This window comes from Desulfovibrio mangrovi (assembly GCF_026230175.1).
Classification (GTDB): Bacteria; Desulfobacterota; Desulfovibrionia; order Desulfovibrionales; family Desulfovibrionaceae; genus Halodesulfovibrio; species Halodesulfovibrio mangrovi.
In genome coordinates, this window is the sequence record NZ_CP104208.1 from 1,392,184 (window position 1) to 1,405,856 (window position 13,673).

The 13,673-nt window shown below is 54.1% G+C and carries 18 protein-coding genes; 1 reads left to right on the plus strand and 17 read right to left on the minus strand.

The features are described 5' to 3' along the window. Positions 1–6: 6 nt before the first annotated feature. The 15 genes from rplN to rpsL form a co-directional block, all read right to left on the minus strand. Positions 7–375: a 50S ribosomal protein L14 gene (rplN, locus tag N1030_RS06430; RefSeq protein WP_174405935.1), complete on the minus strand. Its 369-nt coding sequence runs from the start codon at positions 373–375 to the stop codon at positions 7–9. Positions 376–384: 9 nt separating this feature from the next. Continuing rightward, positions 385–651, minus strand: coding sequence for a 30S ribosomal protein S17 (gene rpsQ, locus N1030_RS06435; protein ID WP_174405936.1), 267 nt, complete (start codon positions 649–651; stop codon positions 385–387). Position 652: 1 nt separating this feature from the next. After that, positions 653–841: a 50S ribosomal protein L29 gene (gene rpmC, locus N1030_RS06440; protein ID WP_265828399.1), complete on the minus strand. Its 189-nt coding sequence runs from the start codon at positions 839–841 to the stop codon at positions 653–655. Between the two features lie 3 nt (positions 842–844). Then, positions 845–1,258 carry a 50S ribosomal protein L16 gene (rplP, locus tag N1030_RS06445; protein WP_265828400.1) on the minus strand — a complete coding sequence of 138 codons (414 nt, stop codon included), beginning with the start codon at positions 1,256–1,258 and terminating at the stop codon, positions 845–847. Further along, the gene (gene rpsC, locus N1030_RS06450; RefSeq protein WP_174405939.1) at positions 1,258–1,899 is read right to left on the minus strand and encodes a 30S ribosomal protein S3; all 642 of its coding nucleotides are present in this window, start codon (positions 1,897–1,899) and stop codon (positions 1,258–1,260) included. The genes rplP and rpsC overlap by 1 nt, the downstream gene beginning before the upstream one ends. 9 nt (positions 1,900–1,908) lie before the next feature. Further along, positions 1,909–2,241 carry a 50S ribosomal protein L22 gene (gene rplV / locus N1030_RS06455; protein ID WP_265828401.1) on the minus strand — a complete coding sequence of 111 codons (333 nt, stop codon included), beginning with the start codon at positions 2,239–2,241 and terminating at the stop codon, positions 1,909–1,911. 13 nt (positions 2,242–2,254) lie between these two features. Further along, entirely contained in the window at positions 2,255–2,536 is a 282-nt protein-coding gene (gene rpsS, locus N1030_RS06460; protein ID WP_265828402.1) for a 30S ribosomal protein S19, read from the minus strand. Positions 2,537–2,545: 9 nt separating this feature from the next. Continuing rightward, on the minus strand, positions 2,546–3,376 hold the full coding sequence (gene rplB / locus N1030_RS06465; RefSeq protein WP_265828404.1) for a 50S ribosomal protein L2: 831 nt from the start codon (positions 3,374–3,376) through the stop codon (positions 2,546–2,548). Positions 3,377–3,379: 3 nt separating this feature from the next. Then, positions 3,380–3,670: a 50S ribosomal protein L23 gene (gene rplW / locus N1030_RS06470; RefSeq protein WP_265828406.1), complete on the minus strand. Its 291-nt coding sequence runs from the start codon at positions 3,668–3,670 to the stop codon at positions 3,380–3,382. A 12-nt stretch (positions 3,671–3,682) separates the two neighbouring features. Further along, positions 3,683–4,303 carry a 50S ribosomal protein L4 gene (gene rplD, locus N1030_RS06475; RefSeq protein WP_265828408.1) on the minus strand — a complete coding sequence of 207 codons (621 nt, stop codon included), beginning with the start codon at positions 4,301–4,303 and terminating at the stop codon, positions 3,683–3,685. 12 nt (positions 4,304–4,315) lie between these two features. Further along, a complete protein-coding gene (gene rplC / locus N1030_RS06480) occupies positions 4,316–4,945 on the minus strand; it encodes a 50S ribosomal protein L3 (RefSeq protein ID WP_265828410.1) in 630 nt (209 codons plus the stop codon). Between the two features lie 12 nt (positions 4,946–4,957). After that, positions 4,958–5,275 carry a 30S ribosomal protein S10 gene (rpsJ, locus tag N1030_RS06485; protein WP_010938597.1) on the minus strand — a complete coding sequence of 106 codons (318 nt, stop codon included), beginning with the start codon at positions 5,273–5,275 and terminating at the stop codon, positions 4,958–4,960. 742 nt (positions 5,276–6,017) lie between these two features. Then, entirely contained in the window at positions 6,018–8,093 is a 2,076-nt protein-coding gene (gene fusA, locus N1030_RS06490; protein ID WP_265828415.1) for an elongation factor G, read from the minus strand. Between the two features lie 15 nt (positions 8,094–8,108). Further along, positions 8,109–8,579 carry a 30S ribosomal protein S7 gene (gene rpsG / locus N1030_RS06495; protein ID WP_265828417.1) on the minus strand — a complete coding sequence of 157 codons (471 nt, stop codon included), beginning with the start codon at positions 8,577–8,579 and terminating at the stop codon, positions 8,109–8,111. 18 nt (positions 8,580–8,597) lie between these two features. Next, entirely contained in the window at positions 8,598–8,969 is a 372-nt protein-coding gene (gene rpsL, locus N1030_RS06500) for a 30S ribosomal protein S12 (RefSeq protein ID WP_174405948.1), read from the minus strand. 698 nt (positions 8,970–9,667) lie between these two features. Between rpsL and sat the strand changes: the two genes are divergently transcribed. After that, positions 9,668–10,945 carry a sulfate adenylyltransferase gene (gene sat / locus N1030_RS06505; RefSeq protein WP_265828418.1) on the plus strand — a complete coding sequence of 426 codons (1,278 nt, stop codon included), beginning with the start codon at positions 9,668–9,670 and terminating at the stop codon, positions 10,943–10,945. Positions 10,946–11,058: 113 nt separating this feature from the next. Here sat and N1030_RS06510 read toward each other — a convergent pair whose 3' ends face one another. Together N1030_RS06510 and N1030_RS06515 are read right to left on the minus strand one after the other, a co-directional pair. Then, a complete protein-coding gene (locus tag N1030_RS06510; RefSeq protein WP_265828419.1) occupies positions 11,059–12,708 on the minus strand; it encodes a response regulator in 1,650 nt (549 codons plus the stop codon). A gap of 115 nt (positions 12,709–12,823) precedes the next feature. After that, positions 12,824–13,567: a M48 family metallopeptidase gene (locus N1030_RS06515; protein ID WP_265828420.1), complete on the minus strand. Its 744-nt coding sequence runs from the start codon at positions 13,565–13,567 to the stop codon at positions 12,824–12,826. Between the last annotated feature and the right edge of the window lie 106 nt (positions 13,568–13,673).

Sequence of the window (13,673 nt, forward strand, 5' to 3'; positions counted from 1 at the left end):
TATCTCCTACAGAACCTCAGGTGCGAGGGATACGATCTTCATGAAACCCTTACCGCGCAGTTCGCGGGCAACGGGTCCGAAGATACGGGTGCCGACAGGCTCACCCTGCTTGGACAGAACCACAGCAGCGTTGGTGTCGAACTTGATGTAGGAACCATCGGCGCGACGAATTTCTTTCTTCGTACGCACGATAACTGCCTTCATCACATCCCCTTTCTTTACCTTAGCATGAGGTATAGCCTCTTTCACGGAGACAACGATGATATCGCCCACGGAGGCATAGCGGCGGTGAGAACCACCGAGTACCTTGATGCAGGCAACCTTCTTGGCACCGGAATTGTCGGCTACTTCAAGAGTAGATTCTACCTGGATCATCGTTAACCCCTAAACGGCTTTTTCCAAAATGGATACCAGATGCCAGCGCTTGTTGCGGCTGAGCGGACGAAACTCAACGATCTTCACCTTGTCACCCATGCCGCATTCGTTCTGCGGATCATGTGCGGTGAACTTTTTCCTGCGGCGGATGTACTTCTTCAGCAGGGGGTGCTTAACCAGAGTTTCAACACGAACAACGATGGTCTTGTCGTTCTTGTCGCTTACAACAGTGCCAACGAGCGTTCTGCCGTTTTGCTTTACGATAGCTTCGGACATACTACGCTCCCTTTTCTTTCAGGATAGTCAGTATACGCGCAATGTTGCGCTTGGTTTCCGGCAATCCGGAGGTCTTCTGAAGCTGTGCGGTAGCATGCTTGAAGCGCAGGTCGAAGAGTTCCTTGCGGGATTCTTCGAGCTTGGTCTTCAGCTCTTCGGCGCTCAGCTTTCTCAATTCTGCAGTCTTCATATATTAGATCCCCTCCTTTACCACGATAGCGGTCTTGATGGGGAGCTTGTAGGCAGCACGGGAAAGTGCTTCCTTAGCGAGTTCAATATCAACACCCTTGATTTCGTACAGAACGCGGCCGGGCTTTACGGGGGCGTACCAACCGCAGGGAGCACCCTTACCTTTACCCTGACGAACTTCAAGAGGCTTGCTGGTCTTGACACGGTCGGGGAAGACGCGAATCCAAACCTGGCCACCACGCTTGATGTGACGGATCATGGCAATACGTGCAGCTTCAATCTGCTGGTTGGAAAGCTTGCCATGTTCCAACGCCTTCAAGCCTACATCACCGAAAGCAACGCTGTTACCGCGAAGGGCCTTACCCTTCAGGCGGCCAGTCTGGTGCTTACGGAATTTAGATCTTTTGGGCATCAGCATTACTGCATTACCTCACTGTCAAGGATTTCACCTTTGAAGATCCAGACCTTGACGCCGATGATGCCGTAAGTGGTAGAGGCCTCGGCAAAGCCGTAGTCGATGTCAGCGCGCAGAGTCTGCAGCGGAACGCGACCTTCGCGGTACCATTCGCTACGTGCGATTTCTGCACCGGCAAGACGACCGCCGCAACCAACCTTGATGCCTTCTGCGCCAAACTTGCGAGCCATGGAAACGGTACGCTTCATGGCGCGACGGAAGGCAACACGGCGCTCAAGCTGCTGAGCGATGCTTTCTGCCACCAACTGGGCATCAATTTCAGGACGACGGATCTCGTTGACTTCGATGGAGAACTCACGGTTGAACTTCTTGCGAAGGTCAGCGCGGAGCTTTTCGATTTCAACACCCTTGCGACCGATAACAATACCGGGGCGTGCAGTGGAGAGAATCAGACGAACCTTACCACCGGCGCGCTCAAGTTCAATGCTGGCGATGCCGGCATGGAACAGGGCCTTCTTCACATACTTGCGAATCTTGTCGTCTTCGTAAACGAAGGCCGGGTATTCCTTTTTGCTGTACCAGCGGGACTTCCAATTCTTGTTGTACCCGAGGCGGAATCCGTACGGATGTACTTTTTGACCCATAACTGTATCCTAATTTTCTTCAAGAATTACAGTGATGTGGCTGGTGCGCTTCTTGATGCTCGTGGCACGACCTTGTGCACGGGGCATAAAACGCTTCCAGGTAGGACCTTCGTTAACGATAACCTGCTTGACTACCATCGCGTCCACGTCAACGCCGGGCATCTGCTCTGCGTTGGCCACTGCGGAATGAAGCACCTTGTAGATGATTCCGGCAGCTTTCTGCGGGGTAAGCTTCAGGATATTAAGTGCGTCTTCCACGGGAAGACCGTTCACGTTGCGTGCAACGAGACGGGTCTTGCGCGGGGACACGCGGATAAACTTTGCTGTAGCTTGGGCTTGCATAGTACTCACCTACCTAGCGCTTGGCCTTGCTCTTCTTGTCGGCTGCGTGGCCGTAGTAGGTACGAGTGGGAGCAAATTCGCCCACCTTGTGCCCTACCATGTTTTCAGTAACGAAAACAGGAATGAACTTCTTGCCGTTATGTACCGCGAAGGTAAGGCCTACCATTTCAGGAAGGATGGTGGAACGACGGGACCAGGTCTTGATGACGCGGCGGTCGCCGGATTCCTGAGCCTTCTCGACCTTCTTGTACAGATGGTCGTCGACGAAAGGACCTTTTTTAAGAGACCTTGGCATTTTCTACTCCTACTTCTGACCGCGACGCTTAACGATGAGCTTGGAAGAAGCCTTCTTGCGATCACGGGTCTTGTAGCCCTTGGTGGGAATACCCCAGGGGGTAACCGGGTGACGACCACCGGAGCTACGACCTTCACCACCACCAAGCGGGTGGTCAACCGGGTTCATGGCTACGCCGCGAACCTTAGGACGGCGACCCAGCCAGCGGTTACGACCTGCCTTACCCAGAGAGATGTTCTCATGGTTCACGTTACCAACCTGACCAACAGTGGCCACGCAGGTAAGCAGAACCTTGCGAACTTCACCAGAGGGCATACGCAGCAGAGCGTACTTGCCTTCCTTGGCGATGAGCTGTGCGTAGGAACCGGCTGCGCGGCAGAACTGTCCGCCCTTGCCGGGTGCAAGCTCAATGTTGTGGATGATGGTACCAACCGGAATCTTTGCCATGGGCAGAGCGTTACCGGGCTTGATGTCAGCGCTTTCACCGGCGATCAGCTTGTCACCCTGCTGGATGCCAAGAGGAGCCAGAATGTAGCGCTTTTCACCGTCTGCGTAGTTCAGCAGAGCAATGCGAGCGGTACGGTTGGGGTCGTATTCGATGTGGGCAACGGTTGCCGGAATATCGAACTTGTCACGCTTGAAGTCGATGAGACGGTACAGGCGCTTGTGCCCGCCGCCACGGCGACGCATGGTGACACGGCCATAGCTGTTACGACCGGCCTTCTTTGTCAGACCTACGGTCAAAGACTTCTCAGGGGTGCTGCGCGTTACTTCCTCAAAGTCGGAGACGGTCTGGAAGCGACGACCCGGAGAAGTAGGCTTAAGCTTACGAACTGCCATTGCTTACACTCCCTCGAAGAATTCGATTTTTTCGCCGGGTGCGAGGGTGATATACACCTTCTTGTAACCGGGAATTCTGCCGACAGTGCGACCCTGACGTACGCGAGCCATGGGCTGGCGACGTACAACGTTCACACTCGCAACCTTCACGTTGTAGGCTTCTTCGACGGCCTTCTTGATTTCAATCTTGTTGGCGCTGGGAGCGACGTAGAAGGTCACCTTCTCGGCATAATCCTTAAGATCGGAAGCCTTTTCAGAGACCAGAGGCTTGATAAGTATCTGAGTGTAGTTCATATCATCAACCTCTTACTTCAGTCGTTCCTGAACGGGTTCAACGGCGCCTTCAAGCAGAACCAGCTGCTTGTGACGGAGCACGTCATACACGTTCAGCTGTTCAACATTCTGCACGGTGATGCCGGGCAGGTTGCGAGCAGAAAGCGCGAGCTTTTCATCGGCACCGTTGGCAATGATCAGAGCCTTGCCCAGACCCAGCTTGCCGACAACGTCAGCCATCAGCTTGGTCTTTACTTCGGGCAGCTCAATAGCCTTTACAACCATCAGAGACTCTGCAGCCAGACGGGAGGAAAGAGCCATGCGCATTGCAAGGCGACGAACCTTCTTGTTTACCTTGAAGCCGTAATCGCGGGGCTGGGGGCCAAAAATAACGGCACCACCACGCCAGATGGGCGAACGGGAAGAACCGGAACGAGCACGGCCAGTACCCTTCTGGCGCCAGGGCTTGGCACCACCGCCGCTAACTTCGGCGCGGGTCTTGGCAGCATGAGTTCCTGCACGCATGGCGGCACGCTGAGCGCGAACCACGAGGTTCAGGATTTCCGGCTTTACCTCGACTTCGAACACTTCAGGAGCCAAGGTGATGTCACCAGCTTCCTGCTTGTTCTGATCGTATACTTTTACAACAGCCACTGTAGTACCCCTTTACTGCTTGCGAACCATTACCAGACCATTCTTGGGACCGGGAACGGCACCCTTGATCAGGATCAGGTTTTCATCGGCGCGCACAGCGACGACTTCGAGGTTAATGACAGTTGTACGCTCGCTGCCCATGTGGCCAGCCATCTTCTTGCCCTTGATGATCTTACCGGGCTCGGTGTTGTTACCGATGGAACCGGGGGAGCGATGTACCTTTTCGTGACCGTGGCTCGCGGGCATACCACCGAAGTTCCAGCGCTTCATAACGCCCTGGAAGCCCTTACCAATGGAAGTGCCGGTAACCTTCACCTTGTCGCCGGGATTGAAAATCTCGACGGTGAGTTCCTGGCCTACTTCCATCTCAGGCGCACCTTCGAGACGGATTTCACGAGTTTTACGGAACAAGCCCTTGCCGGCCTTTTCAAAATGACCCTGCATAGGCTTGGTGACGTGCTTTTCCTTGGCGGTGCCAAAGGCGATTTGCACTGCATTATATCCATCAGAGGCCGCATCCTTCACCTGGATAACGGGGCAGGGGCCAGCTTCGATGACGGTACATGCTACTGCGGAACCGTCACTGACGAAGATGCGCGTCATGCCCAACTTGCGGCCCAAGATTGCCATTTTCTCAGCCATGACTACCTCTCGCTAGAGTTTGATTTCTACGTCCACGCCAGCGGGCAGACTCAGCTTACCAAGTGCATCCACGGTCTGCTGGGTGGGCTCAAGGATGTCCATGAGCCGCTTGTGAATGCGCATTTCGAACTGTTCACGAGACTTCTTGTCTACGTGAACGGAACGGTTGACCGTGAACTTGTGGATGTTGGTGGGGAGCGGAATAGGACCGGCTACCCCAGCGCCCGTGTTGCGCGCCGTATCTACGATTTCAGCCACAGCCTTATCAAGGATGCGGTAATCGTAAGCTTTCAGCTTGATCCTGATACGATCACTGCTAACAGTCGTCATAGTTTATTACTCCATGATTCGGGAAACAGTACCCTTGCCTCTGGTGGCCCCGTGAGGTGGAGCGCACCCTGCCTTTCAGGCGATAGGCAGTAAATTCCTCACAAACGATGGCTGCTCGCCGGACTCACTTGCGGATAACGACTCCGCAGGCTTTAGGCTTTGCTTGCCGTTCAGTCCGGCGATGAACGAGGGTTGCCACGACTTCGCTTGCGAAATCATGCGCTCTTTATGGAGTATATGGGGAGGAGAAGAAAAAGAGGGGGATTCGGACCTTTCCAGTCCAGCAACACCTATTGTCTTCTCTCCGCTTCCACGAAGAACGCCCACGTTGTCGCCAGCCTGGCCCGGTACTGATATACGATCAGCCGGACAGGTGGTCCAAGAGGGTTCCTAAATGCGGGTGCTTGAGCACCCTTCTATTGTATGTGCACCATTATCTGGATTATCCCAGACTGATTGGTGCGACACCATGCAGCATTTAGAAACGCCTGCAAATGTCAAACAACAGCAGAACAGACTCAACCTGTTCTTTATTCCCCCCAGGGTGAGGAGGAGATTTGCCGTCTCGGGAGACACAGAGTCCCGAACAGCGAAGACGGTTTATACATGCCGCCACAGCAGGCGTCAAGCAGGAAATATTTTTTCTTGAAAAAAATATAATCCACCGGTGCCCTACCCTTTCAAAAAAAGAAAGCTCCGGTCCCAGAGGAGACCGGAGCTAATCATTATATATAGGTCGTCACTACGCGGTCTTGGCCTTGATGCCTTCGGCAATCGAGTTGGGAACGGGCTCGTAGTGGTCGAACTGCATGGTGAAGGTTGCGCGACCCTGGGTCTTGGAACGAAGGTCGGTAGCGTAACCGAACATTTCGCTCAGCGGAACCATACATGCAACAACCTGCGCATTGGCACGGGCTTCCATACCCTGCACGCGACCACGACGGCCGTTCAGGTCACCCATAACGTCGCCGAGGTATTCCTCGGGGGTAACAACTTCAACGGACATGATCGGCTCAAGGATCTGGGGACCAGCCTTGCGCATAGCTTCCTTCACTGCCATGGAACCGGCAATGTAGAAAGCCTGTTCGGAGGAGTCAACATCGTGGTAGGAACCGAACACGAGGGTAACCTTCACGTCAACAGTGGGGAAGCCAGCGGAAACACCGCTCTTGAGCGCTTCCTGAATACCCTTGTCGACAGCGGGGATGTATTCCTTGGGAATAACACCGCCGGTGATGGCATTGATGAACTCGTAGCCCTTTTCGGGGTTCGGCTCGACCTCGATAACAACGTGACCATACTGACCGCGACCACCGGACTGCTTGGCGTACTTGTGGTCTTCCTTGGCAGCCTTGGTGATGGTTTCGCGGTACGCAACCTGGGGCTTGCCCACGTTTGCGTTAACGCTGAATTCGCGGGTAAGGCGGTCAACGATGATTTCGAGATGCAGCTCGCCCATACCGGCAATCAGAGTCTGGCCGGTTTCGTCGTCGCCCTTCACGCGGAAGGACGGGTCTTCCTTGGCCAGCTTGGCGAGCGCTGCGGACAGAGCATCGCGGTCAGCCTTGGTCTTGGGCTCGATGGCAACTTCGATAACCGGTTCGGGGATGTCGAGAGACTCCAGAACAACGGGACGCTCAACGGCACATGCGGTGTCACCGGTGGACACGTTCTTCATGCCAACAACGGCTACGATGTCACCTGCGCCCGCCCACTTGATTTCTTCACGCTTGTTGGCGTGCATCTTCAAGAGACGACCGACACGTTCCTTCTTGCCAGTGTTAGCATTCAGAATGGTCATACCGGACTCGATGAAGCCGGAGTAGATACGGACGAAGGAAAGGTGACCGATGTAGGGGTCGGACATCAGCTTGAACACCAGACCGGCGAGAGGCTCGCTGTCCTTACAGGGGCATTCGTACTTGATTTCTTCCTTGTCAGGATCAGTACCAACCATGGCGGGAATATCGACAGGGCTGGGCAGGAAGTCGATAACAGCGTCCAGCAGGGGCTGTACGCCCATGTTACGGAATGCGGAACCGCACATAACCGGAACGATGGAACGACGGATGGTGGCCAGACGAACAGCGTTCTTGATTTCTTCCACGGTCAGCTCTTCGCCGCCGAGGTACTTTTCAAGAAGTGCTTCGTCTTCTTCAGCCACGGCTTCCATCATTTCGAGGCGCTTCTCATCAAACAGGTCCTGCATGTCTGCAGGAACTGCCTTGATTTCGAACTCCGCACCCTTGGATGCCTTATCGTAATAGATGGCATTGCCTTCGATGAGGTCAACAATGCCTTCATAGTGATCTTCGGAGCCGATGGGCAGCTGAAGCGGAATGGGCTTGGCACCGAGGCGATCCTTAATCATGCTCACGCAACGCCAGAAGTTGGCACCGATACGGTCCATCTTGTTGACGAAGCAGATACGGGGAACGCCGTAACGGTCAGCCTGACGCCATACGGTTTCAGACTGGGGCTCAACACCGGCAACGGAGTCGAACACGCACACGCAGCCATCGAGTACACGCAGGGAACGTTCAACTTCCATAGTGAAGTCAACGTGGCCGGGGGTATCGATGATGTTTACGCGGTGCTCCTTCCAGAAACAGGTGGTAGCAGCGGAGGTAATGGTGATACCGCGCTCCTGCTCCTGCTCCATCCAGTCCATGGTAGCCTGGCCATCATGAACTTCACCGATCTTATGCGACACACCGGTGTAATAAAGGATACGCTCAGTGGTCGTGGTCTTACCGGCATCGATGTGAGCCATGATGCCGATGTTCCTCTGCATGGGAATTGGTACTTTTCTAGACACGCTTCGTCTCCAGCACTACCAACGGTAATGAGCGAAAGCCTTGTTGGCTTCGGCCATACGGTGGGTGTCTTCTTTCTTCTTCACGGCGCCGCCGCGGTTGTTGTATGCATCAAGCAATTCGCCGGACAGGCGGTTAACCATACCCTGCTCGCCACGGCCGCGGGAGTAGGTGATCAGCCAGCGGATAGAAAGAGAAACCTGGCGGTCGGGACGCACTTCCAGCGGCACCTGATAGGTAGCACCGCCAACGCGGCGGGACTTGACTTCGAGATGGGGCTTCACGTTCTCAATCGCACGCTCGAAAGCGCGGATTGCGTCTTCACCGGTCTTCTCGGCCAGTACTTCCAGGGCCTTGTAGAAAATCTTTTCAGCCGTACCCTTCTTGCCGTCGTACATCAGACGATTGACAAAACGGGCAGCCAAACGGCTTCCGTATACCGGATCAGGCAGGATTTCACGCTTTGGGATAGGACCTTTACGAGGCATAGTATCTTACTCCAATATCTACTTGGGCCGCTTGGCACCGTACTTGGAACGTCCCTGACGACGATCGTTAACACCAGAAGTGTCGAGAGTACCACGAACGATGTGATAGCGCACACCGGGAAGGTCTTTTACGCGGCCGCCGCGGATCATAACAACAGAGTGCTCCTGCAGGTTGTGGCCTTCACCGGGAATGTAGGCGGTCACTTCAAGACCGTTGGTGAGACGTACACGAGCAACCTTACGCAGAGCGGAGTTAGGCTTCTTAGGCGTGGTGGTGTACACACGGGTGCAAACACCGCGACGCTGAGGGCAGGCCTGCAGAGCGGGAGTCTTCTTCCGCTTTACAACAGCCTTACGCTCCTTGCGGATGAGCTGGTTAATAGTGGGCATTTTTCCTCCGTAGGAAATTATCAAAGTCTTTCGCTCAGTTTAAGACGCACGGCCATACACCGCCACTGACAAACTGTCAAGCGGCAGCACAATACGAACCCTCCCACCAGTCAGCATGTCTGGAAGGAGAAGCGCGCGCCTGCGCCAATCCAAACGGGGACTCCGATGCGGCCCAGCAGCCCGCTTGGCATCGAAATCAGACCCGTGAAATCAGAAACATGGTTCTTTACGCCGTTTCGAAAAGGTATTCAAGCAAATTCTTGCTGTCCGGCCATGATATTTAATTCGTCCCCCCGCCCCCCCTTCTTGCGCTATTTATCACATGCCTAAAACATCATCCTTATTGGGGCTCTTAAAGGCCCTTTTATGCCCGGTCCATCTATCTTAATGATTAGACATGCACATACGCCACTATTTTCAAAAAATGCTTGACAGACAACCACTCTTGCAACTCTCTAATTTTATTAGTTTTAAAAAGTGAAGTTTTTACGCTTGACTTTTTGTCTAATTTTTCACAAGACCTTCAACACGTGCAAGGGACTAATCCGAACAGGCATTCCTGATACTTAATGTACTCGCTATGTCGATCGGATCCGAGCACAGAGATTTTCCAATACGGCATTTACGGATTTTCGCACGTATACCACGTCTTAAATCCCCAGGGAAAAAACTCATTATATTTTCGGAGGAAGGAAGTTATGTCCAAGCTGGTACCCCCGCATGGCGGCAAAGGTCTCGTATGTTGCCTTCTCGAAGGCGCTGAGCGCGAAGCTGAACTGAAGAAGGCCGCTGGCCTGAAGCAGCTCGAAATTTCTGCCCGTGCAAAGGGCGACCTCATCATGATGGGCATCGGCGGTTTCTCTCCGCTGAACGGCTTCATGGGTAAGGCTGACTGGAAGGGCGTTTGCGAAAGCTTCACCATGGCTGACGGCACCTTCTGGCCCGTGCCCGTAACCCTGGACGCTGAAAAGGCTTTTGCTGACGGCGTTGCAGTAGGCGAAGAAATCGCTCTGGTTCGCAAGGGCGAAGTTTTCGCTACCATGACGGTCACCGAAAAGTTCGAAATGTCCGAAGAAGACAAGAAGTGGGAATGCTACCAGGTCTTCAAGGGCGAAGGCGCTGACTCCGCTGACGACAAGTTCTGGGAAGTTGCTCTGGCCGACCACCCCGGCGTTCAGATGGTAATGGCTCAGAAGGAAGTTAACCTTGCCGGTCCCGTTAAGGTTCTTTCCGAAGGCGAATACCCCACCGAATACAAGGGTGTTTACCTGCGTCCCGCAGAAGTTCGCGCCATGTTCGAAGAGCGCGGCTGGGCCAACGTTGCTGCTCTGCAGCTCCGTAACCCCATGCACCGTTCCCACGAATTCCTCGCAAAGATCGCTATCGAAGTTTGCGACGGCGTTCTGATCCACTCCCTCATCGGCAACCTGAAGCCCGGTGACATTCCCGCAGACGTACGTGTTAAGGCCATTGACTGCCTCGTAGAACACTACTTCGTGAAGGAAAACGTAATCCAGGCTGGTTACCCCCTCGACATGCGTTACGCTGGTCCCCGCGAAGGTCTGCTCCACGCTACCTTCCGTCAGAACTACGGCGTTAACAACATGCTGATCGGCCGCGACCACGCTGGTGTTGGCGACTTCTACGGCCTGTTCGAAGCTCAGACCATCTTCGACAAGATCCCCACCCCGGCTGATTCCGGTAAGGCTCTGCTCTGCAAGCCCATGAAGATCGACTGGACCTTCTACTGCTACAAGTGTGACGGCATGGCTTCCCTGCGTACCTGCCCCCACACCAAGGAAGACCGCGTAATCCTGTCCGGTACCAAGCTGCGTAAGGCTCTGTCCGAAGGCGCTGAAATCGTGCCCCACTTCGGTCGCGATGAAGTTCTCGACATCCTCCGCGCTTACTACGAAGGTCTGACCGAGAAGGTTGAAGTTAAGATGCAGGGTGCCGCTTCCGGCGCCGCCATGTAATCTGACTGACCTAGTATGACTATAAAGGGGGAGATGCTTCGGCATCTCCCCCTTTCCTTTGGCTTCTGGAAAAATTGCGGTATATCCTTACGTCTCCCCCGTCCTTGCTACAATTACCACGCCCTGTCACGGATAACCGTAGCCAGCTCACTCAATGACATCAGAAGACTATCGCATGTATTGGATACCCCACCAGCGACGCCGCAGCAAACAACACGCTCCAGCTCTTCGGCATCCCGCCTGACACGAACAGCCCCGACATTCCCACTCTCCCCTTTTATTCTGTGAGCAAGGCGTCCCAAGTTCACTAAGTCCTTTTCCCTGAGCAGCCTCTCGACATCATTAATATAGGTCGGAATCCACGTAAGAACCTCATTTAGCAATTCCGCATACTGCGACATTCCTATTCCCATTTCATTCAAGGCAAACTGAACGTCCAGCACCGGTAACACTTCAGTAACCGGGGAACCACAGTCTATTTTGGGGGGCGAACCACTGGCTATCCCCTCAGAAGAAGGTATTGCCCCGGGTTCATAGCTATCATGAGCAAACACCAAAACGCCTTCCGAGTGCAGAAGAGGGTCCGCATAAACCTCCTCCAGTGCTCCCTGCAGAAGGGCATGCAACACTGGAACAGTAAGGGGTTTCTTCAGAACCCCCAGCATCCCTGATTCGCGACAAGCTTCCGCTACAGACGGTACCTCGTCGGCAGTGAGGGCAAATACCGGCACGAGCCTGTAGCGCGTCAGCTTCTTCAACCTTCGCGCAACTTCATAACCGTCCATACCCGGCATGGAAATATCCACAAAGACCATACGATAATTTGAATGCTCTGCCGCCTCCAACGCCCTGAAGCCAGACTCGAAATGCTGTGGAACCAATCCGGCATTGCGTAGCACGTGCAGACTCACCTCTGCACTTAACGGACTGTCCTCAACCAGCAGGACAGACGTCTTGCTGTCCACATCCGGCTCCGCATTATCGTTCCCATACCCTTTCCGGAATGATGAGAAATCCGTGTCGGCCTCCTTGCTCCGATGCAATTCATCCGTCTCCCCCTGCCCCTCCACCACCTCGGGGCCATCAATCATCAAGACATAGCCCCCAAAGGCAACTGACCAACTTTTCCCTCTTTCCTGAGAAATTCTTTGCACGGGGTTTAGTACAAAGCTCCGGACCGAGACATATAATGCCGCAAGTGCCAACAGGGCAAAACCGAGACAGGGCAACAGAACCCAACTGAAACTCCCCCCCGTCGAAATCTGCACTGAAAAAATGGAGGCGCTGCTGGACTGTTGCGAGCGAAGAGCTTCGGCAAGAAAGAGCATGCGGCTTTTGCACGGCACCCAGAGTCCCTCAAGGTCGAATTCTTTCCTGTCATGCTGTGCAAGGACCCCAAGAATCTCCCTACCCTCTGCCAAAACATCCGAAACCGCACTAAACTGCGATGCTTCAGCCAAATCCATATAACGATCAACAATGCGAAGATGGAGTTGGCGTTCCGCCCCTTCCGGGGTGGCAATCATGCTATCTCCGGTAAGAACAACCAACTCGAGTAAGGCTGCGCTCTGAAGTCGATTTGCCTGCTGAGCGTCAACGCTGTTGGGGGAACCGGATGAAGGCACATGGGGCGCGGAAGAAACCTCCCAGGCCAGCATCAATGTCACCAAAAGGATGCAGCCGACCGCCCCGAAAAACAGATTCAGGAGCGTTGACAGGGAAACCCGCATGGTTCCTCTATGATGAGAGAGACGCATGACCATACTGCCGCCTGGGTTAACGTAAACAGATAGTGAAAAACTACTGCGCCAAAGCGCAGAAAGGCATGATTTGATCTCAAGAACAAACCCGGCTTAATGCCTCACGCCCATAAAGGGATCAGGCGTAAGACCATCGGGGAATGAAACGCCACGCCCCCCCCAGTGCGGCATCAAACCGACGCGCCTCCGGCATCATGCCCTCCAGATGCTGCCAGAACGCCTTGGAATGGTTGTGATGTACACAGTGCGCCAATTCATGCAGACAAACATACCTGAGCATAGGCTCCGGCAACAACATCAATCTGGCATTCAGATTGATGGTATTATCCACGGAACAACTCCCCCAACGGCTACGCTGCAGGCGGATGCGCACATCTTTCAACACAATCCCCTGCCGCTCGGCCAATTCATACATCAACGGAATCAAAAATACCGTTGCCTGTCGCTTCAGCCATTCTCGAAGAAACGTCTGAATCCGCTGGGAATCATACCGCCCCGAAACCATAAGACCGTCTCCGTTCTCCCGCACGGAAAAAGGACGAGAAGAGGGAGCATACCGTATAGGCACAACCTTTCCGGCCCCCCTCAACAGAACCGCTTCAGGAAAATCCGGCTCGTTGGCATATTGTTCCACACGCTGCTGGAACTGATCGGCAACCCTCGCTATCCAATCCTTCTTGCGTTGCACAATGGACGGAATGCGTGAAAGATCATAGGCTTGCGGCACGACAACGATCAGCCCTTCCAATGCGGAATAGCGCAACGACACTCGCTTTGCCCGTGCGCTCCGCCTGACAGAATAGGGAATGTCCGCTTCCGGCTTTGCCGGCTGAGAGTTATCCAGTCCTTCACGTGTAAGCATGGCAAACTCTTTACCCTGAAACAGATACACAGTACAGTACCGCCCGAACCGGCTTTGATCATGAGAAATAATATCCCGCTGGCACCCTTGCGTGATTCCGGCGAAT